At 72.8% G+C, this 22,618-nt stretch carries 19 protein-coding genes and 1 pseudogene; 14 read left to right on the plus strand and 6 right to left on the minus strand.

The window, feature by feature from the left end:
• Positions 1–172: 172 nt before the first annotated feature.
• From OG335_RS34925 to OG335_RS34950, 6 genes are all read left to right on the plus strand, one after another.
• The gene (locus OG335_RS34925) at positions 173–1,714 is read left to right on the plus strand and encodes an alkaline phosphatase D family protein (RefSeq protein ID WP_405015164.1); all 1,542 of its coding nucleotides are present in this window, start codon (positions 173–175) and stop codon (positions 1,712–1,714) included.
• Positions 1,707–2,969: a hypothetical protein gene (locus tag OG335_RS34930; protein WP_405015165.1), complete on the plus strand. Its 1,263-nt coding sequence runs from the start codon at positions 1,707–1,709 to the stop codon at positions 2,967–2,969. The genes OG335_RS34925 and OG335_RS34930 overlap by 8 nt, the downstream gene beginning before the upstream one ends.
• Before the next feature lie 515 nt (positions 2,970–3,484).
• Entirely contained in the window at positions 3,485–3,784 is a 300-nt protein-coding gene (locus OG335_RS34935; protein WP_405015166.1) for a DUF6342 family protein, read from the plus strand.
• Between the two features lie 689 nt (positions 3,785–4,473).
• A complete protein-coding gene (locus tag OG335_RS34940; protein WP_405015167.1) occupies positions 4,474–4,890 on the plus strand; it encodes an SHOCT domain-containing protein in 417 nt (138 codons plus the stop codon).
• A 94-nt stretch (positions 4,891–4,984) separates the two neighbouring features.
• Positions 4,985–5,494 (plus strand): DUF1269 domain-containing protein, encoded by a 510-nt coding sequence (locus OG335_RS34945; RefSeq protein WP_405015168.1) that lies wholly within the window; start codon positions 4,985–4,987, stop codon positions 5,492–5,494.
• 205 nt (positions 5,495–5,699) lie between these two features.
• Positions 5,700–5,996, plus strand: a complete 297-nt coding sequence (locus OG335_RS34950; protein WP_405015169.1) for a DUF3303 family protein — start codon at positions 5,700–5,702, stop codon at positions 5,994–5,996.
• A gap of 132 nt (positions 5,997–6,128) precedes the next feature.
• Here OG335_RS34950 and OG335_RS34955 read toward each other — a convergent pair whose 3' ends face one another.
• Positions 6,129–6,788 (minus strand): TetR/AcrR family transcriptional regulator, encoded by a 660-nt coding sequence (locus OG335_RS34955; protein WP_405015170.1) that lies wholly within the window; start codon positions 6,786–6,788, stop codon positions 6,129–6,131.
• Between the two features lie 165 nt (positions 6,789–6,953).
• Here OG335_RS34955 and OG335_RS34960 point away from each other — a divergent pair, with 165 nt between their 5' ends.
• On the plus strand, positions 6,954–7,916 hold the full coding sequence (locus OG335_RS34960) for a zinc-binding dehydrogenase (protein WP_405015171.1): 963 nt from the start codon (positions 6,954–6,956) through the stop codon (positions 7,914–7,916).
• Positions 7,917–7,954: 38 nt separating this feature from the next.
• Here the strand turns inward: OG335_RS34960 and OG335_RS34965 are convergent, their stop codons facing one another.
• Complete coding sequence (locus OG335_RS34965; protein WP_405015172.1) at positions 7,955–8,518, minus strand: TetR/AcrR family transcriptional regulator; 564 nt, start codon at positions 8,516–8,518, stop codon at positions 7,955–7,957.
• Positions 8,519–8,669: 151 nt separating this feature from the next.
• Here OG335_RS34965 and OG335_RS34970 point away from each other — a divergent pair, with 151 nt between their 5' ends.
• The gene (locus OG335_RS34970; RefSeq protein ID WP_405015173.1) at positions 8,670–10,142 is read left to right on the plus strand and encodes an MFS transporter; all 1,473 of its coding nucleotides are present in this window, start codon (positions 8,670–8,672) and stop codon (positions 10,140–10,142) included.
• Between the two features lie 192 nt (positions 10,143–10,334).
• Positions 10,335–10,742, plus strand: a pseudogene (locus OG335_RS34975) (nucleotide disphospho-sugar-binding domain-containing protein); the annotation flags it as partial.
• A 41-nt stretch (positions 10,743–10,783) separates the two neighbouring features.
• Here the strand turns inward: OG335_RS34975 and OG335_RS34980 are convergent.
• Positions 10,784–12,040 carry a pyridoxal phosphate-dependent decarboxylase family protein gene (locus tag OG335_RS34980; protein ID WP_405015625.1) on the minus strand — a complete coding sequence of 419 codons (1,257 nt, stop codon included), beginning with the start codon at positions 12,038–12,040 and terminating at the stop codon, positions 10,784–10,786.
• A 21-nt stretch (positions 12,041–12,061) separates the two neighbouring features.
• Positions 12,062–12,289 (minus strand): hypothetical protein, encoded by a 228-nt coding sequence (locus OG335_RS34985; RefSeq protein WP_405015174.1) that lies wholly within the window; start codon positions 12,287–12,289, stop codon positions 12,062–12,064.
• 320 nt (positions 12,290–12,609) lie between these two features.
• Between OG335_RS34985 and OG335_RS34990 the strand changes: the two genes are divergently transcribed.
• Entirely contained in the window at positions 12,610–14,196 is a 1,587-nt protein-coding gene (locus tag OG335_RS34990; RefSeq protein WP_405015175.1) for a hypothetical protein, read from the plus strand.
• Between the two features lie 292 nt (positions 14,197–14,488).
• On the opposite strand, the gene OG335_RS34995 is transcribed toward OG335_RS34990, so the two are convergent.
• The gene (locus OG335_RS34995) at positions 14,489–15,265 is read right to left on the minus strand and encodes a MerR family transcriptional regulator (RefSeq protein WP_405015176.1); all 777 of its coding nucleotides are present in this window, start codon (positions 15,263–15,265) and stop codon (positions 14,489–14,491) included.
• 312 nt (positions 15,266–15,577) lie between these two features.
• Between OG335_RS34995 and OG335_RS35000 the strand changes: the two genes are divergently transcribed.
• The 4 genes from OG335_RS35000 (at position 15,578) to OG335_RS35015 (ending at position 21,848) form a co-directional block, all read left to right on the plus strand.
• Complete coding sequence (locus tag OG335_RS35000; protein ID WP_405015177.1) at positions 15,578–16,804, plus strand: serine hydrolase domain-containing protein; 1,227 nt, start codon at positions 15,578–15,580, stop codon at positions 16,802–16,804.
• 61 nt (positions 16,805–16,865) lie between these two features.
• On the plus strand, positions 16,866–17,639 hold the full coding sequence (locus OG335_RS35005) for a maleylpyruvate isomerase N-terminal domain-containing protein (RefSeq protein ID WP_405015178.1): 774 nt from the start codon (positions 16,866–16,868) through the stop codon (positions 17,637–17,639).
• Positions 17,640–19,210: 1,571 nt separating this feature from the next.
• Positions 19,211–19,615, plus strand: a complete 405-nt coding sequence (locus OG335_RS35010; RefSeq protein ID WP_405015179.1) for a hypothetical protein — start codon at positions 19,211–19,213, stop codon at positions 19,613–19,615.
• A gap of 127 nt (positions 19,616–19,742) precedes the next feature.
• The gene (locus OG335_RS35015; protein ID WP_405015626.1) at positions 19,743–21,848 is read left to right on the plus strand and encodes a bifunctional polysaccharide deacetylase/glycosyltransferase family 2 protein; all 2,106 of its coding nucleotides are present in this window, start codon (positions 19,743–19,745) and stop codon (positions 21,846–21,848) included.
• 312 nt (positions 21,849–22,160) lie between these two features.
• Here the strand turns inward: OG335_RS35015 and OG335_RS35020 are convergent, their stop codons facing one another.
• Positions 22,161–22,472 (minus strand): hypothetical protein, encoded by a 312-nt coding sequence (locus OG335_RS35020; RefSeq protein WP_405015180.1) that lies wholly within the window; start codon positions 22,470–22,472, stop codon positions 22,161–22,163.
• Positions 22,473–22,618: the final 146 nt, after the last annotated feature.

Here is a 22,618-nt window from a genome sequence, read left to right on the forward strand (position 1 = left end):
AGGCCGTACGGACCCGGTCCGGACCGTCCTCCCGTGACGGTCCGGACCGGGCGGCACACCGCAGGTCCCGGCCCGGCCCAGGCTGTCTGACCAACTCTCTACGTCGCCAAGTCACTTGACCGTCCCCATCGCGGGGGCGGGAGTTCACCCGCGTCCGTGAGCATGGGCGGCCATGAGCAACTTACGTCGCCGCACCCTCATCCTGGGCGGACTCACCACCGCGAGCACCGTTGCGCTCCAACTCGGGGCGATGGCCCAGCCGTCGGCCGCCGCCTCCACGCCCTTCCCCTTCACGCTCGGCGTCGCCTCCGGGGAACCGGACGACAGCAGTGTGGTGCTCTGGACGCGCCTGGCTCCCACGCCGACCAACGCGGACGGTCAGGGCGGCATGCCCAACGCCGACGTCGCCGTCGACTGGCAGGTGTCGACCAACCAGAACTTCACCACCCTCGTCAGCTCCGGTACGGTCACCGCCCGCTACGCCCAGGCCCACGCGGTGCACGTGCTGGCCGGTGGACTCGCCCCGGACTCGGAGTACTACTACCGGTTCCGGGCCCAGGGATTCATCTCCCCGGTGGGCCGGACCCGCACCGCGCCGGCGCCGACCACGGTCGGGCGTGACTTCACGATGGCCTTCGCCTCGTGCGCCCACTACGAGCAGGGCTACTACACCGCCTACCGCCGCATGGCCGACGACCGCCCCGACCTGATCCTGCACCTGGGCGACTACATCTACGAGGGCGGCGCCACCTCCGGGGGCGTGCGCCAGCACCTCGGCAGCGAGATCGTGTCGCTGGCCGACTACCGCCGCCGCTACGCGCTCTACCGCAGCGACCCGGACCTCCAGGCCGCACACGCGATCGCGCCCTGGCTGGTGGTGCCGGACGACCACGAGGTGGAGAACAACTACGCCGACATGGTCCGCGCCGACAGCAGCCCCTCGCTGACGGCGGCCCAGTGGACCGCGCGACGCACGGCCGCGTACCAGGCCTACTTCGAGAACATGCCGCTGCGGGCCGCCGCGATGCCCTCCGGCAACAGCATCCAGCTCTACCGCCGGGTCCGCTGGGGCACCCTCGCCACGTTCCACATGCTCGACACCCGTCAGTTCCGCGACGACCAGGCCTGCGGCGACGGGATGAAGGTCTGCGCCGACGCCGATCTACCCAACCGTTCGGTCACCGGTGCGGCCCAGGAGGCCTGGCTGCTCGACGGACTCGGCCGGCACCTGAGCACCTGGGACCTCATCGGCCAGCAGATCTTCTTCGCCCGCGACGTGAACGCGTCCGGCGCGATGAACATGGATGCCTGGGACGGGTACCGGGCCGGCCGGGCGCGGATCCAGCAGGGCATCATCGACCGGGCCGTACGCAACCCGGTCGTCCTCACCGGTGACGTGCACACCTCGTGGGCCAACGACCTCAAGGCCGACTACGCCGATCCGTCGTCGGCGACGATCGGCTCCGAGCTCGTCTGCACCTCCGTCACCAGCGGCGGCAACGGAACCGCCACCACGACGATCCCCAACGGATCGCTCAACCCGCATCAGCGCTTCTACTCCGAGCGGCGCGGCTACGTCCGCACGCGCATCACGCCGTCGCAGCTCACAGCCGACTTCCGGTCGGTGGCGACGGTGACCGAGCACGGCGCGGCGGCGACCACCGCCCGGACCTTTGTCATCCACGACGGAAAGCCGGGGTTGGCCGATGCGTAAGCTCTCGATACTCGGCGCGGCCATCGCCGGCCTCGCCGCTGTCCTCGCCATGGCCGTCCCGGCCTCGGCGGTGGGGCCCTCGTCCTGGGTGACCGCGAACAGCGACTCCACCGGTGACCAGGACTCCGCCTCGATCGCGGCCGACCGCCCCGGCGACGTCGCGGTGGTCTGGGAGGACGACCGCGACTCGACCGGCGCCGGCGACGACGCGCACAGCGACGTGTGGGTGCGGATGTACCGCAACGGCGTCTCGGCCTACGAGGCGAAGCTCTCGGCGGGCGGGACCGCGGGCACGGCCTGGCGGCATCTCCAGCCCGACGTGGGACTCGACGACCGGGGCAACGCCGTCGTCGTGTGGGCGGAGGACCCGGACGGCAACGGGCTCTACAACATCACCTACCGTGTGCTCTCCCCGGCAGGTGCGGTCCTCGGCTCCGGTCGGGCCAACGCGAGCGCCGACGGCCAGCAGACCCGTCCGCGCGTCGCGGTCGATCCGGACGGCGCGCCCAACAGCACCGGCGCGGTCGCGTTCTCCGTGGTGTGGGAGGACACCCAGGGCACCGCGGCGGCGACGGTGAAGGCCGCCGGGTTCACCGGGACCACGACGAAGGCCTACGAGGTGACGGTCAACGCGGCCGGCGGCGCGCACCACAACCCCGACGTCGCGACCTCCGCCTCGGGCGACGCCGTCGTCGTCTGGGACGAGGACACCGACGGCAACGGCCTCTACCAGATCGGCCTGGTGAAGCTGGCCAAGGCGAACGGGGCCGTCGCACTCACCCGCCGCAGCGCCAACAGCCTCGGCGGCGGGCAGCAGCAACGCCCGTCCGTGGCCGCCGCCTTCAACGGCGACTTCGCCGTGGCATGGGAGTCCGATCACACCGGCACCCGTGGCGTCTGGGCCCGGTCGTTCACCGCGACCGGCACCCCGGGCTCGGCCGAGGTCGAGATCTCCGGCGCAGCCGGAGCAGGCAACCCCACGGTCGGCATCGACGACCAGCGCGACGCCGTGGTCGGCTGGAGCGTCGCCGGCACCGATCCCGCGGTCTGGGCCAGGGGCCTCAACCCCGACGGCACCTTCGCCGGCCGGCTGCCGGCCCAGTCCGTCAGCCAGGTCACGACCGGTCGACAGGAGCAGGTCGCGGTGGCGTCCTCCCCGTTCGGCACACTCGCGATGTCGTACACCGATGACAACGACGGCAACACCTTCGACCAGGTCCTGCTGAGTCTGGGCGCGACCAACTCGGACTGGTGACGTCCTTCCGATCCGTGGACGTCCGCCGGGCCGCCCCGCCCCCGGCCCGGGTCCTGGTGCGGAGGCTGCGTCCTGGTGCTCTTCATCCGGCGGGCACCTCGGCCCGGGACGGGAAAGGGGCCGCTGTCACGGGAGTTGCGTCGGAACTGCGACGGGTGGTGCTGTTTTCGGTCAGCTGCAGTCATGCCGGCTCTTTTATCGAAGGCGTGCAACCGATCGGGTGCGTCCTCCCACCGGCATATTGGTGTGTGTGGGACGGGTGGGTTCCAGAGGGGGCCTTTGCGGTAAAGCAAGATCAAGCCGAAGGGCGGGTGGTGCTAATTCTTACTAGTGACATCGCCGGCCCGGCGGGCATAAGTTGAGCCTCGTGCTCGACCCCCGTCGTGGCCGGTGTACGGCGCGGGGCCGGGAACGCCAAATGAGGTGCGGGGTGTGCATTTCGCCTGCGCCTGCGCTGGTCGTGCGGTCGCGGGGCGGGAAGCGCGGTACCGCCGAATATCGAGGGGGGACCAATTATGCCTGACGTGGATCTCGGCGTGGCAACGGACTGGGAAGAGGGCGACACGCACGGGCGGATCAGCCTGCGGCCCAGCCCGAAGTTCTCGGATGCCGGAAAGCAGGACGTGGTCATCAGCTCGCCGCTCGGAATCGAGCTCTCGGTGAACACGAACCATTCCACCAGTCAGGAAGGGGACAGGATCGTGTTCAGCACCTTCCACGGAACCGAGAAGAAGGTGATCGCCATCCTCGACTCCGCCGGCGACCTGTACATCGCGGGCCGTGTGATCGAGGGGCAGGGCGATCTGTCCTACTGATCCTGTAGGGCAAGGCGGTCCGCCGACCCGGTCGGCGGACCGCCTCTGCCTGTTTCGCTCCGTCCTCGTGGCCCACTCCTGGGCCGGTCGGGACGGTCCACGTCGACGACCGTGACCCCGGCGGCGGCGCCGGCGCGTGCCTGCGGGTGCCGGGCGTCACCCGGGCGGCCGTGCCCGCCGGGCCGGGCCCGGCCCGGCCGTCAGGCGGCTCGCTGTCGGCCAGGCCCGTCCGGAGCCGACCCGGCGGGGGCGCCATCACCTGGGCGTATGGAAGCCGGGCGGGCCTGCCGGCCTTCACCCCGCCGTGCCGGGCCGGTTCCACCCCGCTCCGGACCCGGCGAGGCCATCGGGTTCGGGCCGGATGCGCGAGCCGCGGGCCGCGCACAGCATGTGGGCATGACTGATTTCGCCCAGTCCCCGCCGTCGGTGACGACGCCCGATGTGGTGCGGACACGGATCGGTGCGCTGAGGTTCGCCGACGGGATCCCGAACGCCGACTCCGCCGGGAAGGGTGAACGACCACCTGGACCTGGTGCACCGGGTGAACGCCGACCTGGCTGGGCTGCCGGGCGTGTCGGTCCGGGCGGTCCGGGCAGTCCGGGCAGTCCGGGCGGGATTCCGGCAGGCCGGGGTCGCGGACTACCGGGTGGTGCTGCTCCGGCCCGTCAGACCAGGAAGGAACCCCACCGATGACGACCTCGGTCAACCTCGCGGCGGACTACCCGCTGCTGAACGTCTTCTGGAGCATCTTCTGGATCTTCCTGTGGATCCTCTGGTTCATGCTGCTCTTCCGGGTCATCGCCGACATCTTCCGCGACGACTCGCTGAGCGGCTGGGGCAAGGCCGGCTGGGCCGTGTTCGTCGTCCTGCTGCCCTTCCTCGGCATCTTCGTCTACCTCATCGCCCGCGGCCGCGGCATGGGTGAACGCGAGATGCGCAAGGCCCGGCAGAGCGAGGAGCAGTTCCGCTCCTACGTGCAGCAGACGGCGGCCACCACCGGTCAGACCTCCACGGCGGAGCAACTGGCCAAACTCGCGGAGTTGCGCGCTGCCGGCCAGATCACGGACGAGGAGTTCGCCAAGGCCAAGTCCAGGATCCTCACCTGATCACCCGTAGCCGATCCGAGGTCGCCCGGAAGGCGACTCCCGACCTCTCTGTCGTGTCCCCCACGGCGAGGCGTACACGACCCAGGAAGGCACCATGAGCAAGACCGACTCCGTGTTCATCTTCATCGGCACCTACCCGAGCGAGGCCGCGGCGCGCGCCGACTACGACATCGTCAAGGAACTGCACGAGGCCGGTGCCGTCGGCACCTACGACGCCTCCGTGGTCACCAAGGACGAGAACGGCAAGGTCCACGTCAACAAGGACGAGACGGCCACCCGCCACGGTGCGTGGGGCGGCGCCGCGGCCGGTGCCGTCGTCGGCCTGCTGTTCCCCCCGGCGGTCATCGGCACCGCCGCCGTGGGCGCCGCCGTCGGCGGCGTGGGCGGCCACCTGTGGCGCGGGATGTCCCGCGCCGACGTCAAGGAGTTCGGCGAGATCATCGACCAGGGGCAGGCCGCCCTCGTCGTCGTCGGCGCGAGCACCCTCGCGCAGGCCATCGACAAGGCCGCGCTGAAGGCCGAGAAGCAGATCGCCAAGGAACTCGACGTGAGCCCGGACGACATCGACCGGGCCGTCCGGCAGGCCGCCACCGAGGTCGGCTGACTTCCCTGTCCCTGTGGCCGCCTGAGCCCGGACCTCGCTCGGAGACGGACGACACCAGGGGCCGTCACCCGGCAGGGTGGCGGCCCCCGGGCACGCCCGCGAGCGCCGGTCGTGCACCGATGGCCCACTCCGAAGGCAGCGGCGCCCAGCCCCGCACAGCATGGTCAGGCAGGACGCCGTAGACGCCAGTGGGAGTGGAGAAGCCATGAGGATGTTGCTGACCGTCCAGATGGATACGGAGAAGGCGAACAAGCTCATCGAGGACGACAGGCTGACCGAGTTCATGCAGACGGCCGTGGGGCGGCTGCGGCCGGAGGCGGCGTACTTCGGCGCCCAGGAGGGCCGGAGGACCGGATTCATCGTCTTCGACCTGGACGAGGCGTCGGACATTCCCTCGATCGCCGAACCCTTCTTCACGGAACTGGGCGCCAAGGTGAGTTTCATCCCGGTCATGAACCTCGACGACGTCCGCGACGGCCTGGCCAAGGCCGCCCAGGGGTGACCCCCCGCCCGTCCGCCGGGTGCGGGGGCTGCTGACGGCCCCCGCACCCGGGGGTGACGGACCAGGGGCGGCGCGCGAGGACGGCGAGTGAGGCCGACAAAGCGGCGCCAACGGACCTCCGGGTACCGGCTTCTACGGCGTGCCGGGCGAGTCGGGCGTGCCGGGCGTGCCGGGCCGCAGGCGCGGTGCCGGCGGCAGTGGCGCGGGCGCTGCCGTCCCCGGTGCGGCGCGGAACGCCTCGATCACGTAGGCGGCGAAGCGGCGGGAAGTCGTGACCCGGGCCGCACGCGGCGCGTCCTGGAGGCCCCGGTGGGCCATGAGCATGAGGACCAGGTCGTCGATGACGAAGTCGGGGCGCAGCCGGCCGGTCTTCTGCGCGCGTCGGGCGAGTTCGCCGACCGCGCGCAGTGTCTGCTCCCGGTCGGCGGCGAAGTCCATGGCCTCGGGGAAGGCCGTCATGAAGGCGTCGGCGAATCCCCGGCTGTGCGCGTGGAGTTCGCAGATCCGCTCGACCAGGTTCCGGAATCCGTGCCACGGGTCCGGATCCGCAAGAGCGTCGCGGACGGCGGCCCGGCAGGCTCGCCGCTGCTCGGCGAAGGTCTCCACGACCAGTGCCTGCTTGGTCGGGAAGTGCCGGTACAGCGTGGCGGGGCCGACGCTCCCGTGCCGGGCGACTTCGCGCATGGGTGCGCTCAGGCCCTGCTCGCCGAACACCGTGCGGGCGGCGTCCAGGATGCGGGCCCGGTTGTCGCGGGCGTCGGTGCGCATGGTCTGAGGCAATCGGCTGGTCATCGGTTCTCACTTTAGCCAGACGGACGGGGGCGTCCGTTACGGTCCGATGGCGGTGCTGCGGCCCCGGTTCGACACTTCACCGGTGACGGCCCGCTTCGGGGGCCGGTTCGAGAGCCACGTCCGCAGCAACCGCGAACCGTCCCTCAACCGACCCGAGGAGCAGAGATGAAAGCCGTCGTGATCAGGACGTTCGGCGACCCCGACGGGATGGAGGTCGTCGAGGTGCCCGTGCCCGTTCCCGCCCCGGGGCAGGTGAGGATCGCCACGGAGGCGATCGGGGTGGGCGGCGTGGACGCCGTGATCCGCCGGGGAACGCTTGCCGCGTACGGCTTCCGGGAGGGCCACCTCCTGGGCAGCGAGGTCGCGGGAAGGATTGCCGCGGTGGGAGAGGGCGTGGACCCCGCGTGGATCGGGCGGCGGGTGTGGGCGTTCACCGGCCTGTCCGGCGGGTATGCCGAGCAGGCCGTCGCCGCGGTCGAGGACGTCCTTGCGCTGCCCGACGATCTGACCGGCGCCGACGCGGTGACCCTCGGCGGCTCCGGCGTGGTCGCCCACTTCGCCCTGGAACGGGCCCGTTTCACGCCCGGGGAGACGGTGCTCGTCCGCGGTGCGGCGGGCAGCATCGGGATCACGGCGGTCCAGCTCGCAGCCGGGCGTGGCGCGAGCGCGGTGGCGGTCACCACCTCGTCGGTCGACCGTGGCGCCCGCCTGCGGGACCTGGGCGCCACCCATGTCCTCGACCGCACCGGCGAGGGCGGCCCGGACGCGCCGGCGGGCTTCGACGTGGTGATCGACGTCGTGGGAGGCCCGCAGCTTCCCCTCTTCCTGGACAGGCTGAACCCCAACGGGCGGTTCGTGGCCGTCGGCGTGGTGGGCGGGCAGCCCCCGGCGGACTTCGGCACGCGGCTCATGGACGCCTTCCGCAAGTCGCTGTCGTTCGCCACTTTCAGCTCTGACACCGTGCCCCGTCCCGACCGGCAGAGCGTGCGGTCGTCGCAGTTCGCCGATGCTGCGCGCGGGGACCTGCGCACGGTCGTGCACGAGGTGTTGCCCCTGGACCAGGCGGCGCTGGCCCACCGACGGATGGACGCGGGGGAGGTGTTCGGCAGAGTTGTGCTGGCGCCCTGACCCGGGCCCGGGGTCCGAGGAAGGGGACCGGTGCGAGGTCACAGAATCCGGTCGACCAGCCCGTCGACGTAATCCGGCGTGAGCTCCATGCCGAACAGGACGCGGATGTACATCGGGGCCAGCACGTGGTCCAGCACGCCCAACGCGTCGGGTGCGTGCTCGCCACGTTCGCCGGCGCGATCGAGCATGGACTGCAGTTGCCGCATGCGTTCGACGCGGAGGTCGTTACCGGCCTGCAGGCCCTGCGGACCGTTGTTCGACAGGGCGACGGCCAGGCGTATCACCGCCAGACCGTCCGGTCCGGTGATCTCGCGGGCCACGTTGGCCGCGTAGGTGCGCAGGTCGCCGGTCAGGCTGCCGGTGTCGGGCATCGGCGACTGCGCATTGAGGCGGGTGAGCGCCACGTCGGTGAGCAGGGATTCCAGGCTGCCCCACCGGCGGTAGATGCTGCTGTCGGCCACGCCCGCGCGGGCTGCGACCTCGCCGACGGTGAAGTTGCCGTAGCCGCGCTCACTGATCAGGTCGGTGACGGCCTGGTGCACCTCCGCGCCGATGCGCGCGCTGCGCCCGCCGGGCCGTCGGGCTCGCTGTCGCTCGTTCATGCCCCCACCTTAACGCAGTCATGACTTGCGTTTGCGGGCCACCCTCTCCTACAGTCTCCTAACGCAGTCACTGACTGCTTTAGAGCGCCCGGGCGTATCGCCACCCGCGTCGACCGCGGCCGGGCGCAACCGGCGACCGAGAGGAATCCCCATGGCGGCATCGCCTGCGGCCGTAGGCAGTCGACCAGGCCGGGCCGTGCTGCTCACGGTGACCTGCCTGGGGCAGTTCATGGTCCTGCTCGACAACACGATCGTCGGAGCGGCGCTGCCTGACATGCAGCACCGGCTGCACACCCGGCTGACCGGTCTGCAGTGGATCGTCGACGCGTACGTCTTGCTGGTCGCCATGCTCCTGCTGTCCGGCGGCGTGTTCGCCGACCGGTTCGGCCGCAAGCGGGTGTACCTGACCGGCGTGGCGGTGTTCACCGCCGCGTCGGTGCTGTGCAGCCTCGCGCCCTCGCTCGGCTGGCTGGTCGCCGGCCGGGTGCTGCAGGGCGTCGGGGCCGCGGCACTGAGCCCCGCCTCGCTCGCCCTGCTCGCCGCCGCCCATCCCGCGCCGCAGGAACGCATCAGGGCGATCGGACTGTGGGCCGGATTCAGCGGAATCGGCCTGGCCGCGGGCCCCGTGGCCGGTGGCGTGCTGACGGACGCCTTCGGCTGGCCCGCCATCTTCCTGGTCAATCTGCCCATCGGCGTGGTCCTGCTGCTGGTCGGTCTGCGCAGCCTTGAGGAGACCCGCAATCCGAGTGCCCCCGCGATCGACGTCCCGGGGACGGTGCTGTCCGTTCTGGGAGTGGGGGCACTGACCTGCGGACTGATCGAGGGCGGCGCCCGCGGCTGGACGTCGCCCGTGATCCTGGGCAGCTTCACCGCCGCGGTGATCCTCCTCGCAGCCTTCGTCGCCGTCGAAGCGCGTCGCTCCGCGCCGATGCTGCCGCTGAGGCTGTTCCGGCAGCGCCTGTTCACCGTGTCCAACACCGCCATGGTCGTGGTGGGGTTCGCGCTCATGGGTTCGTCGTTCTTCTTCTCCCAGTTCTTCGTATACGTCCAGGGAAGCTCGGTGCTGCGCGCCGGCCTGCAGACCCTGCCGGTATCCCTCGCCATGGTGGTCGTCAGCCCGTACGCGGGCCGACTCGCCGCCCGGTACGGCTTCCGAGTCGTGGTGACCACCGGCCTGGCCCTGGCCGGCCTGGGACTGCAGGCGCTCGGCCTGGTGCACGCCGACACCGGCTACGGGAACGTGTGGTGGCGGCTGGCAGTCGTCGGCATCGGCTTCGCCCTGACGATGTCCCCACTGACGGGAGCCGCCATCCAGGCGGTCAGCTCACAGGAAGGCGGCCTCGCGTCAGGCATCAGCAGCACCACCCGGCAGATCGGGGCGGTGCTCGGCGTGGCGGTACTCGGAGCCGTCGTCCGCACCCGGCAGTCCGGCGGCGCCTCCTTCGAGACCGGCCTCGACAGCGCCTTCCTCGCAGCCGGCACCGTAACCCTGGCCGCCGCCGTGTTCACCGGCCTGTGGCTGGCGAGGTCCGAGCCCCCGGAAGGCTCCGCGACGCCGCAGCCCTCCACCGGCCCGGATGCGGTCACCGCCGTGGGCGAGGCATCCGCGAACAGCGCGCACTAGACCACGATCATCCCGTGGCCCGTTCCTGCCGTACCCGGGCCGCACCCCCACCGGAGAGGAACCGCCTCCGCGATGCAGCCCGTTCCCGTCGACCCCACCGTGCTCCACCCGATGCCCGAGCACCCGCGCGTGGTTCTGCTCAAGCCGCTGGTGACGTCGCCGCTGATCGAGGTCGGCGACTTCACCTGCTGCGAACAGGCCGACGCCTTCGTCACCCACGCCGGCATGGGCGGCTGCGGCGAAGGGCTCCTCGCGGGCGTGCCCATGATCGCCGTGCCGCAGGGAGCCGAGCAGTTCATGAACGCCGACCGGCTCGTGGAACTCGGCGTCGCCCGCCGTGTGGACACCGCCGACGCCAATGCCGAGACCCTTCGCGCGGCGCTGAGCGACCTGGTCGCGGATCCGGAACGCGCCGACCGGTCCAAGCGGTTGCAGGCCGCCGCCCGGGCCGAAGGCGACCCCCCGCGTGCTGCCGACCTCGTCGAGAACATGCTGGCCGCCGCCGGGGACCCCGCGCTCGGTCCGTACCGGCCAGGAGGCCTCGGGGGACGGCAGCAGTTCCTCAGGCCGCCATGTCGGGGTGGGAATCAGGGCGGGTAACTCTCAGGTCGTCCGAAGCAGGGGGCCGTTTTCGGAGAGCCTCACCAGAGGTGGTCGGCGGCGGTCTGGACCTCCTGGAGGAGGGTGTCCACGTCGTCGGTGGTGGTGAGGTAGTTGCAGACGCAGGCGCGGAGGACCGTTTCGCCGTCGTGGCGGACGGTGGCGAGGTAGGCGCGGCCGCGGGCCTGGACGTGTGAGGCCAGCGCCGTGTGGAGGTCCGCCTGTGAGTCCGGACGGCCCGTGTCGTAGCCGGCGGCCAGGCGGAAGCAGACCACCGGCAGCGGGCCGTCGGTGCACAGTTCCAGTGCGGGGTGTTCCCGGACGCGTCGGCGCAGGTACCGGGCGAGGTCCTGGTAGTGCTGGAGCAGGTCGGCCACGCCGGAGCGGCCGAGGTGGCGCAGGGTGGCCCAGAGGGTGAGGGCGCGGGTGCCGGGCCGGGTGAGTTCGACGGTGTAGTCGGACATCCAGGGCCAGTCCTGGTCGCCGTCGAGGTAGGAGGCGCGGAAGGTGAACGCGTCGCGCAGCCGGGAGGGGTCGGTGACCAGGGCGGCGCCGCAGCCGACGGGCACGGACAGGGTCTTGTGCGGGTCGACGGTGAGGGAGTCGAGGCCGTCGACGCCCCGGTAGAGGGGGGCCAGTTCGGGGACGAGGGCGCCGAGTCCGCCCCAGGCGCCGTCGGCGTGGTGCCACAAGCCCGCGCGGCGGCACACCCCGGTGATCGCCTCGATCGGGTCGACGGCGCCGGTAGCGGTGCTGCCGAGGTTGGACACGACGCAGAACGGCAGGAGGCCGGCCGCGTGGTCGGCGTCGACCATCGCGCGCAGGGCGTCGACGTCCATGCGCCGATCCGCCGTGGTGGGCACCGCGCGCAGCCGCCACGGCGGCAGGCCGATCACGGCGGCGGCCTTCGCGACCGACATGTGGGCCTGGTCGCTGTGGTAGGCGGTCAGGCGCGCGTGGGCCTGGTCGTAGGCGGGGCCGTCGGTGGCGCCGCGCTGCCGGAGGAACCAGGTGCGGGCGGCGCCCAGGCAGAGCAGGTTGGCCATCGAGCCGCCGCTGGTGAGGACTCCGCCGGTGGTCGGCGCCATGCCGGCCAGTGCGGCCAGGTCGCGCACCACTCCGCGTTCGAGGTCCATCAGGGCGTGCTCGCCCATGCCGCAGGTCGCGTTGACCGCGGCGGCCAGCAGTTCGGCGATCACCCCGGCCGGGGACGGCGGCGAGTTGATCCAGGCGAAGAAGGCGGGATGACCGTTTCCGGTCGGGTACGGGGCGATCGCCCGGTCGACGAAGTCCAGCAGGGCGCCGAGGTCCTGACCCTCCTACGGCAGCGCACCGGCTGCCAGGGCCTGCCGGTGCGCCGGCGGGATGGGGCGGGCCACCGGACGCTGTGCGATCTGCCCGAGGTAGTCGGCGACCCAGCCCGCGGCGGCTGCCAGTTCGTCGCGGAACACCTTCGGGTGCACGGCCAGTGGCCCGGTGCCGCCACCGGGCTCCGGCTGGGCCGAGGGCAGGCGGGGCGGGCGGCTGGTCTTCGGCGGGGTCGGCATCGGACGGTCGCGCTTTCGCTCGGGAAGTCGGCCGAACGGCCATGATCCAGAACGACTGCCGCCTGCGTCGGTAACGGTCCTGACCCGGCCCGGATCCACCGGCCCGACGACGGAGGTCCGACTCACCGGAGGCCGAGGACGAAGCTCGGACGTTCCCCGGCCCAACGCCCCATCGTGCGACCGATGCCGACCACACGCTGTCACCGGTACGGCCCTCTGCTCCGAGCACGAGGTGTGTGAGGGGTGGGACGCCCGCCGGGCAAGCCGTCGGCATGTCCGGGGTTCCGTTCCGGGGGCCGCGGACGGGCCCCTACGCTTCTGTGACGACAGCCGAGGAGACGGCGGAGGAGACAGCAGAACTGATGGTCGGCACGATTGTGGCGTTCGTGGTGATTCCCCTGGTCATGGCCGGGATGGCCCGGTGGGCCGCGGCCCGCAGGCGGCGGGGCCTGGCGGCGGGCCGGGCGGTGCACTTCCGCGGCCGGCTGGACGGCCGCAGGGGCCGGCTGCTGGCCGATCCGCGCCTGGAGGGGCCGGTCTTCCTCGACCGGGCCGGGAACGCCACCGCCGTACCGCGCGGCGGCAGGGCCCTCGACGCGACGATATCCAGCGCCAACCAGCCCGCCCTGGAGAAGGTCGGCCTGCGCTACCGGACACCCGACGGCACGGTGCTGCACCTGCACCTGGCCACCCACGACGCGCGGACCCTCGGCTCCTGGCTCGGCGAACAGCCCGGCCCGGCCCCCGCTCCCGCCCGGTGGCTGCCGGTCGCCCCGCTGTGGGCGGCACTGGCCCTCACGGCGGCCCTCCTCGTGGGCCTGGCCGCCGCGGACGTCGTCCTGCTCGGGGAGCACACCGCCGCCGAGGTCGTCCGGGTGCACCGCCACGAGGACGGCTGCACCGTCCGCTGGAACGGCGGCGCCCAACAGGCCTACGTGGACTGCGACGCGGCGAATCTGCGCCCCGGCGACCGGACACCGGTCATCGCCCTGCCCTGGCCCTTCCTGGGGGATGCCGTGGACACGCGGATCACCCCGACCGTGGCCGCCGTGACCGGAGGCGGCCTCGGCCTGCTCGGCCTCGCCGGCGCGCTGCTCGCCACCCCGCTGGCCTGCGCCCGACGCGTCCGGCTGGCACGCCGGGCCGCGCCGACGTCCCCGCAGCCGGCCGCCGTCGACGGCACCGATACCGATGAGGGCGAGGACACGTGGCCGTCCCCCAAGGGCGACCTCACCTACGCGAGCCTGGCCGCCGCCGCCCGTCACAGTGACCGCCACCGCCCCGGCCCCCGGGTGAGCCCGCCGCGCCGCCGCCCCGACCGGTTGTCCGTGTCACCGCGCCGATGGACCGCAGGCATGATCGGCTCCACCGGCGCCTGGTGGTTCCTGGTGGTCTCCATCGCCACCATGTTCGGCGACGACCTCGACGACCTCCACCTGGGACGCTGGCGTTTCCTCGTCCTCGGCACGGTGGCCGTCACGGCCCTCGCCCGCATCGGATGGGTCACCGCCGACCGCTCCGCCCTCTGGCGCCCGGTCCTGCGCGCCGCCCGCTCCCACTCCACAGAGGACGGATGGCAGCCCATGCGCTACGTCCGGCTGCGCCGGGGCCACGGCGAGATGGCGCTTGTGCTGTTCCGCCCCGAGGGCGGGGAGGTGACGGCGCCGCGCTGCCTCCAGCCGATATCCCGCAGCCGCGGCAGCGAACGCGGCACCTTCGGCGGCCCCGGACCGGTGGGCGAGGCCCTGATCCGCGACAGTGGCGCGGGGGCGCTGGTCTGCGAGATCGACGGAATCCGCTACCTCCCCTCGGCCCGGGCCACCGAGACCACCGCCGACCCGGGCAGGGCCCGCACCGAAGTGCTCAGCTTCGCCGAGAGCCACCTGCGACCGGCCGGACGGAACTGAAGCACGAGCCCGGAGACGCCGGATCCAGGTGGCACCCCATCACCTTCGGAGGCGCGAACAGCCCCGGCTGCCCCGCTCGTCACCGGTCGGCGGCACACTGCGGGCATGAGCGACACCCCGGACGCCGTCCGGCAGGCCCTCGCTCCGGCCCGGGTCGGCCCCACGGGCGGTCCGCTGATCGTCGTCCCGGTGTCCGCGCTGCGCAGCTGGGGCGGGGTCGCACCGAGGACGGCGCGGCCGCGGCGGGACGAGGCGGGTGTCGCACCGCAGTGCCGGGTCTGCCGGGCGGCCGTCACCGACTCGGAACGGCGATGCCGGTTGCGCGCAGTTTCTCCTCGATCAGCGTGTTCAACCGGGTGATGGACGGTGACTGATCCTCCCGGTGCTGATTGACCATTCCGTACCGGGAGGCGGCGTCGGACCGGTTCTGAAACCCGGTCGGCGTCGCCAGCAGCGCGCGGTCGGTCAGCAGTTTGTCGGCCAGGGTGGACGCCAGCTCCTCGATCCGCGGGTCGTCCGGGGCCCAGGCCCTCGCCTCCCAGCCGCGCTTGGTCAGCTCGACGGACTCGGGATCGTCGAGCACGTGTTCAAGCCGGGTCAGGAAGCTGTCGAAGATCTCCGGGACGAGTGCCCGGGCCAGCACCAGAGCCTCCCGTTGACCGGTGACGTAGTCGGGACCGAAACCGACTTCGGTGAGGCGGTCCAGGACTGCGCAGGCCCGGTCGGGCAGCAGAGCCCGGTCGCCGTGGTCGAGACGGTGCAGCCTGTCGCGGCGCGCGATCAGCTCTTCGATCCGTTCGGTGAGCTGGTGATGGACGTCGTCCAGGGTGGCGGCGAAGGCGTGGGGATCGGCGTCGAGCAGGTCACCGATCCCGGCCAGCGGCACGCCGGCCGCCGCCAGGGTCCGGACCTGGACCAGCCGGAACAGCTCGCCCGATCGGTAACGGCGGTAGCCGGAACCGTCGCGTTCGGGCTCGGCGACCAGGCCGAGCCGGTGGTAGTGCCGCACGGTCTTGATCGTGACACCGACGAACGCCGCCGCCTGACCGATCGTGAGTCCGTCTGCCATCGGGTCGGCGCACCTCCGGATCGTGGGCGGCTGCGGCTGCGGTCGCGGTCGCGGTCTCGCGAACCGCGCCGGCGACGGCCCGGGACGTCCGGACGATCACCGGGGCGAGGATAGCGCGCACCGGTTCCAGCCCGTCCCCCTGCCGCCGAAAGGACCGGGACGCCGACGATCGGTGCGGATCATCCCTTGATCACGACAAGGGGTTGACCTTGACCCTGGGTCAAGGTCGCAGGCTCTTCACACGGCCGCTCGAAGGGCCGGGCAGCCACCGGGGCCGCCGTGCGAACCGACCCTGTGAACAGGAGATTCATCATGGGAACAACCAGCAGCGGCTTCTCCGACGTGGGGCTGCGCCGGCTGCGCGAGGTGCTGGCACGGCATGTCGAGTCCAGGAGGATCCCCGGCCTTGTCGCCCTGGTCAGCCGCGGTGGCCGGACGCACGTTGAAGCGATCGGGACGATGCGTCATGACGGGGGCGTGCCGATGCGCCGGGACACGATCTTCCGGATGGCGTCCACGTCCAAACCGGTCACGATGGCTGCGGCGATGATCCTGCTCGACGAGTGCCGGCTGCGGTTGGACGAGCCGGTCGATCCGTGGCTGCCCGAACTTGCCGACCGGCAGGTGCTGAGGCGGCCCGACGGACCGCTGGACGACACCGTGCCGGCGCAGCGGCCGATCACCGTACGGGACCTGCTGACCTCCACGTTCGGGCTCGGAGTGGACTTCGAGTCGATGGCTTCCCCGATCAGGGCCGCGACCTTCGAGCGTCTCGACTACAGCGTGGCGTCCGGGCCGGCGCCCGGGCCGGACGAGTGGATGCGCCGCCTCGGCGAACTGCCGCTGCAGTACCAGCCCGGAGTGCGGTGGCAGTACGACCTCAGCAACGAGGTGGTCGGTGTGCTCGTCTCCAGGGTCGTGGGACAGTCGTTGGAGACGTTCCTGCGCGAGCGCATCCTCGATCCGCTGGGGATGAAGGACACCGCCTTCCACGTGCCCGCCGACAAGATCGACCGGCTGCCGCCCCTGTACGGGCCCGACCCGCAGACCGGCGAGTTCGTCGTGTGGGACGAGGCGGCAGGGGGAAGGTCCAGCGCACCTCCCGTGTTCCAGGGCGCCGGCGGCGGGCTGGTCTCCACTGCCGACGACTACCACGCCTACTTCCAGATGCTGCTCAACCACGGGATGCACGGGAGCGAACGGATCCTGTCCCGGGCCGCCGTCGAGCTGATGACCACCAACCGGCTCTCACCCGAGCAACTCGCCGGCCGGGAGGCCATGTTCAGTAACATCGCCCACCTGTCGTCCGGCCAGGGGTCGAGCGGCGGCTGGGGCTTCGGGATGGCGGTCCGCACCCACCGCGGCGACTACGCGCCCACCGGCCAGTTCGGCTGGTTCGGCGGTACCGGCACCACCGCCTACGCGGACAGGACCAACCGGCTCACCGGAGTCCTGCTCACCCAGGTCGGACTGTCCACCCCGGATTCGCCGCGTGCCATGAACGACTTCTGGACGACGCTCTACCAGGCCGTCGACTGACGACTCGTTCGACCGACAAATTCGCTACCCGGCGGCCGGAACGCCGTGATACACAACCGACGTGCAAAAAATCTTGGAGTTCCCCGAGGTCCTGCGGCTGATCGAAGACCGCTCGGCCGCGTTCCGTGCCGCGATCGCGTCCGCCCCCGACCTCGACGTGCAGGTCCCGACCTGCCCGGACTGGACGCTGCGCGACCTGGCGCAGCACCTCGGCGACGGCCGCCGCCGCCAGGCCGCCATCGTCGCGGCGGGCCCGGGCGCCGAGCCCCCGGCGAGGACGGACCCGAAGGGCGCCCCGACCGCGCCCCGCGATCGCGAAGCGCTGGACGCCTGGCTCGCCGAGTCGACCGGGCTCATGCTCGACGCGATGCGCGAGGCCGGCCCGGACCGCGGCTGCTGGACCTGGTGGGGCCGCTCGCAGGCCCCGGAGACCAGCGGAGCCGTGGCCCGGCACCAGATCCAGGAGATCGCCGTCCACACCTACGACGTCCAGCTCATCCAGGGCGCCGCACAGCCGCTGCCGGCGGACGTCGCGGTCGAGGGCGTCGACGAGTTCCTGACGACCGTCTCGGCGACGACCGTCCCCTGGCCGTTCAAGCCGGCGACCATCGACCTGCACACCACCGAGGGCCGCTCCTGGCGTCTGACCCTCAACGCCGACGGCGTCCGCTGCGACGACCTCGCCGCCGACGCCGAGCCGGGCGACATGGCGATGCGGGGCGCGGCGAGCGAACTGGTCCTCTACTTCTACGAGCGCGTCCCGCTCGACGGCCTGGAGACCACCGGCGACACCGAGCCGATGGAGCAGCTCGCAGACTGGGACCCGAACGCGTAGAACGCGCACGTGTGACGCATCGGCCGGTGGTGCGCGCGCTCCTGCGGGCGCCACCGGGCCCGGGGTTGCGGACAACGCGCGGCTCCGGGCAGGCTGCGGGCCTGCTGTTCGGGGGCCGGCTGCCGGTCGCCGTTCCGCTCGTGGCGCCGAGGCGGGCGCTGCCCGGTGACCCGCACGGAGTGCGGATCGGGGCCCAGGATTTCGGCCGGCCGGAGAAGCGTCCGCGGCGACCGCCGCCCCGGCACCGGCGGCGCCCCTCGCCCGTAGCGGCGGGCTTCCGGCCAGGAAGAGGGCGGCCAGGGCGAGGACCGGCACGCAGAGCCTGCGCGGCAGGGCGATGCGGGTCGGCGGCCCGCCGAAACCAGTGCGACCGATCAGGCCCCACTCCCGGACGACCGTCCCCAGCCGGACCCGCTGCACCGCGGATTCCCGCTCGCCTTCCACCTGGCCTTCTCCCACCGTCGCTGCCCGGCGGCGAGACCCTGTCGGCCGGATGCGAACCCGGAGTGGACGGCTCGGCTGTGCTCCGGGCACGACGGTGTCCGGCCGGGCCTGGACGCGCAGAGCGCCGCGCGGGTGCTGGGCAAGCGGGCCGGCGCACGGTCGGGACGGCCGCCCACCGCGGACCGAAGCGGCTCGCGAGGCTGCTGGAACCGACCGGCCGAGCGACCGGCCGAGCGACCGCCGGAGTGCCCCGGCAGCAGGCCGCCGAAGAAAGTCCGCCGCAGGGTGTGACGCCCGCGCGGGCCGCGACGCTGAAGGACATGAGTTGAGCACCGACCGATCCCTCCGGATCGACCGCGTCACCGCCGAGCAGCTGCTTCGCGGCGACCCGGCCGGCTCGGAGGCCGGCCCGCCCCCCCTCACCGCCGCGCAGCCTCACCTGGCTGTTCGCCGCCGTCGGCAGCACCCGCTGCCAACGACGGACCGGCCGGAGAGCGGACGGCACCGGCCGCCTTCCGGGAGGCTCGTCGCAACCCGGTACCGGAGAGTGGGAGAGCAGTCGTGACAGGAGTCGCGCGTAGGAGGGCCTTCACGGTGAAGGCCCTCCCCGCCGCGTTCGCCGTCACGGCCCTCGACGTTGCCGCGCTCCCCGTCACGGCCCTCGGCGTTGCCGCGCTCCCCGTCACGGCCCTCGGCGTTGCCGCGCTCGCCGCGAGCACCGGCGGCCTGCCCCGCGCCCCCGGTGGCGCACCCCGGTGCCGCCCGTACCCGAGCCGCCGCCACGAACGGTGCCACGAACGGCGACACGCCAGGCCGGCAGCCGGGAAGCACGCCGCCGACCGGCGCCGCGCTGTCCCGCCGGCCGCGCTGCCCGCCGTTGCAGGCGGCAGGGACCGGGTCGCCGGGTACGGCAAGGCCCTGCCCGCAGCCGCAGGGGCGAGCACCGCTTCCGGGCGCGGGCAGGACGGATCGAAGAGCTCGACCACCCCGGCCACGCCTCCTCCGGGCCCCTGCCCGACACCCCCTCGCCGCGACCTGACGCCGCCCGGCCCCGATGTGGAGCAACCACGGTGATCGACCACACGCTGTCTACGGACCATCCGCCCGCGCCCCCGACACCCGCCCCCGTGTTCGTCGATGCCTCCGGCCGCCGACAGCGCCGGGTGCGCCGGGCCGGACGGATCCTCGCGGTCCCCGCCGCGGGCTACCTGGCCCTGCTCGCCAGCAGCGCGCTCGGGGGACCCACCCTCGACGCCCCCTTCCTGCCCGGAAACCCGGCCCGCACCGCCCCCGCCCCGGCCGCGCCCCCCGAAACCCCCACCGCAGCTGCGACGACCACGGCCCGACCCACCGCACCGGCAGCCCCGGCCTCCCCGACCCGCGGCGTCACGCCGACCACCCGCACCACCGCGGTACGGACGCCCGCGCAGGCGAGCACCCCACCCCCCGCAGCCACGGCCGCTCCCACCTCGGCAGCCACCCACGGCAAGTCCACCGCTCAGCCCAGCCGCCGCCCCACCAAGACCCCCTGACGACCGTGCACCGCCACCCGGCGGCCACCGGCCGGCAGACCTCCCGGAGAGCGAACCACCCGTGACCAGCACCATCCGACCCCCAGCGGCCCGCCGCGCCCGCCGTACCCGCCGGGGCCGCCGCCGCATGGTCCGCCAGGTCCCGCTGCGCACCCACTGGCTGCTCCTCACCGCCCTCGTGCTGACCCTGGCCGCGGCCCTCCTGCTCCAGGGCTACACCCAGCACATGTACGGCCACGAGGCGGACGGCGCGGCCCCCGCGCGGGGCGGCGCGGCGTCCGTACCCGAGCAGGTCCGCACCGGCGGGCCCGTGATCGACGCATCGGGCGCCCAGCCGCGGACAGCCGGCCCCGCCGCCGGCACCCTCGCGCTGACCTTCGACGACGGGCCCGACCCCGAGTGGACGCCGAAGATCCTCGACGTCCTGCGCCGCCACCACGTGCGCGCGACCTTCTTCGTCGTCGGCACCCAGGTCGCCGCCCACCCGGAACTCGCCCGGCGCATCGTCGCCGAGGGCCACCAGATCGGCATCCACACCTTCACCCACGCCGACCTCGCCGCCGCCCCCGCCTGGCGGCGATCCCTCGAACTGCGCGAAGCCCAGGCGGTCGTCGCCGGAGCCACCGGCGTTACCACCCCGCTGCTGCGCCCCCCGTACTCCTCGGAGAACGACGCACTCACCGACGCCGGCTGGGAGGCCGTCCGGCAAGCCGGCCGCGAGGGTTACCTCACCGTGCTCACCACGCTCGACAGCGAGGACTGGCGCCGGCCCGGCACCGACCGGATCGTGGCCGGCGCCACCCCGAAGGGCCGGGACGGCCAGGTCGTGCTGATGCACGACGCCGGCGGTGACCGCAGTCAGACCCTCGCCGCGCTCGACGTCCTCCTGCCGCGCCTGCAGGCCGACGGCCTGCGGTTCGCCACGGTCTCCGACGCCGTCGGGATGACCGATCCCGTCCACCCGGCCACCACCGCCGAGCACTGGCAGGGACTGGCCCTCGTCGGAGCCCTCGGCGCGAGTTCCTGGATCCTCGAGGTCCTCGGATGGCTGCTGTGGGCAGCCGGTGCCATCGGCGTCCTGCGTGCCGTGGCCCTGGTGGCGGCCGCCCGGCGCCACAAGAGGATCCGGGCCCGCGGCTGGGGTCCGCCCGTCACCGCGCCGGTGTCCGTCATCGTGCCCGCCTACAACGAGAGCGCCGGCATCGAAGCGGCCGTCCGTTCGCTGGTGGCCTCCGACCATCCGCTCGAGGTGATCGTCGTCGACGACGGTTCCACCGACGGCACCGCCGACCTCGTCGAATCCCTCGCGCTGCCCTGGGTGCGGGTGATCCGGCAGGCCAACGCCGGCAAACCGGCGGCGCTCAACAACGGCCTGCGGCACGCCCGTGGCGAGCTCGTCGTCATGGTCGACGGCGACACGGTCTTCGAACCGGATGCCGTCCGCATGCTCGTCCAGCCCTTCGCTGACCGCCGAGTCGGTGCGGTTTCGGGCAACGCGAAGGTCGTCAACCGCGGCGGTCTGCTCGGCCGCTGGCAGCACATCGAGTACGTCGTCGGCTTCAACCTCGACCGGCGCCTGTTCGACCTCGCCGAGTGCATGCCCACCGTCCCGGGGGCCGTCGGCGCGTTCCGCCGCTCCGCGCTCCTGCGGATCGGTGGTGTTGCCGAGGAGACCCTCGCGGAGGACACCGACCTCACCATGGCCCTGTGCCGCGAGGGCTGGCGGGTCGTCTACGAGGAGCGCGCCAAGGCCTGGACCGAGGCCCCTGCCTCGCTCGGTGCCCTGTGGCGCCAGCGCTACCGCTGGTGCTACGGCACCCTCCAGGCGATGTGGAAGCACCGCGCGGCACTCGCCCAGCGAGGCCAGGCCGGGAAGCTCGGCCGCCGCGGGCTGCTCTACCTCCTCGTGTTCCAGGTGCTGCTGCCGCTGCTCGCACCCGTCGTCGACGTGTTCGCGGTCTACGGCCTGGTCTTCCTCGACCCGGTGCGGATCATCGGACTGTGGGGCGCCTTCCTCGTCCTCCAGGCCGGCATGGGTGTCTACGCCTTCCGGCTGGACGGCGAACGCCTCGGGCCGCTGTGGACACTGCCGCTGCAGCAGTTCGTCTACCGGCAGCTCATGTACCTGGTCGTCATCCAGTCCGTGTGCACCGCGCTCGCGGGCTCCCGCCTGCGCTGGCAGCGGATGCAGCGCTACGGCACCCTCCAGGTCCCCCCGCAGCGGACCACGTGAGCGGCACACCGGACGGCGTGCCGTACCGATGTCCCGCCCTGCGGCGCGGCGCGTCCGCACGCGCACGTGATCACTCGCCGCCGCTGCGCCACGGGCCGGTGGCGGGACGTCGGGTTCGGTGCCAGCGGCAGATCATGCCGGTACGCGAAGTCCGCAGGGCTTCCTCCGAAAGCGGAGGGCATCTCCGACCTCGTCCCGGGCGGCGAGGACCCGCGGGTCTTCCACTGGATCCCCGGCGACGGCGCCTGCGCCGACGACTACTGCCTGCTGGCAACCTCCGGGCAGGCGGCGGCGCTGCGCGACGAGTTCGACCTACGCATCGAGGTCCGCGGCGCGGAGGGACTGCCCACCCACGGGCCATCGAGGACTGCCTGGCCTGAGGTCGCCCCGCCGCCCGCCCACACGAGCAGTGGTGTGGGCGCGCGGCAGGCCGTTCAGCCAGCCCTTGCGCACCGCGGGGCGCAACACGCGGGCACCGTCGTCGGCGGCCGTCACCATTCCGGGGCCGATGGGCGACGGTGCGGGGTCATCGCCCCTCGGCTCGATTCGCACCAACCGACCGGAATCGACCACCGCGACAAAACTGCCCCAGTGGGTCGCCACCGACATGCGTCGTTCCACCATGCGCCGACTCCGTCCCTGAAGTTTCCCCTGCTCTCGGACAGCGGTTGCTCACCTCGCAGGGGCTCCACTTCAGTCGACGGCCACGGAACGGAGACTTCCCCCGTGGCATGTTGCCCAATCCCGTCGGTGCGCGCGGCTGTTACCGC

Source organism: Kitasatospora sp. NBC_01539, assembly GCF_045040525.1.
Taxonomy (GTDB): domain Bacteria; phylum Actinomycetota; class Actinomycetes; order Streptomycetales; family Streptomycetaceae; genus Kitasatospora.

Coding starts and splice junctions, on each gene's coding strand:
- OG335_RS34965 (WP_405015172.1), bottom strand. CDS start 8,518: ATGAACGAGCGACAGCGAGCCCGACGGCCCGGCGGGCGCAGCGCGCGC.
- OG335_RS34995 (WP_405015176.1), bottom strand. CDS start 15,265: ATGGCAGACGGACTCACGATCGGTCAGGCGGCGGCGTTCGTCGGTGTC.
- OG335_RS35000 (WP_405015177.1), top strand. CDS start 15,578: ATGGGAACAACCAGCAGCGGCTTCTCCGACGTGGGGCTGCGCCGGCTG.
- OG335_RS34945 (WP_405015168.1), top strand. CDS start 4,985: ATGAGCAAGACCGACTCCGTGTTCATCTTCATCGGCACCTACCCGAGC.
- OG335_RS34940 (WP_405015167.1), top strand. CDS start 4,474: ATGACGACCTCGGTCAACCTCGCGGCGGACTACCCGCTGCTGAACGTC.
- OG335_RS34985 (WP_405015174.1), bottom strand. CDS start 12,289: ATGCCGACCCCGCCGAAGACCAGCCGCCCGCCCCGCCTGCCCTCGGCC.
- OG335_RS34925 (WP_405015164.1), top strand. CDS start 173: ATGAGCAACTTACGTCGCCGCACCCTCATCCTGGGCGGACTCACCACC.
- OG335_RS34955 (WP_405015170.1), bottom strand. CDS start 6,788: ATGACCAGCCGATTGCCTCAGACCATGCGCACCGACGCCCGCGACAAC.
- OG335_RS34960 (WP_405015171.1), top strand. CDS start 6,954: ATGAAAGCCGTCGTGATCAGGACGTTCGGCGACCCCGACGGGATGGAG.
- OG335_RS34930 (WP_405015165.1), top strand. CDS start 1,707: ATGCGTAAGCTCTCGATACTCGGCGCGGCCATCGCCGGCCTCGCCGCT.
- OG335_RS34970 (WP_405015173.1), top strand. CDS start 8,670: ATGGCGGCATCGCCTGCGGCCGTAGGCAGTCGACCAGGCCGGGCCGTG.
- OG335_RS34950 (WP_405015169.1), top strand. CDS start 5,700: ATGAGGATGTTGCTGACCGTCCAGATGGATACGGAGAAGGCGAACAAG.
- OG335_RS35015 (WP_405015626.1), top strand. CDS start 19,743: ATGGTCCGCCAGGTCCCGCTGCGCACCCACTGGCTGCTCCTCACCGCC.
- OG335_RS35020 (WP_405015180.1), bottom strand. CDS start 22,472: ATGGTGGAACGACGCATGTCGGTGGCGACCCACTGGGGCAGTTTTGTC.
- OG335_RS34935 (WP_405015166.1), top strand. CDS start 3,485: ATGCCTGACGTGGATCTCGGCGTGGCAACGGACTGGGAAGAGGGCGAC.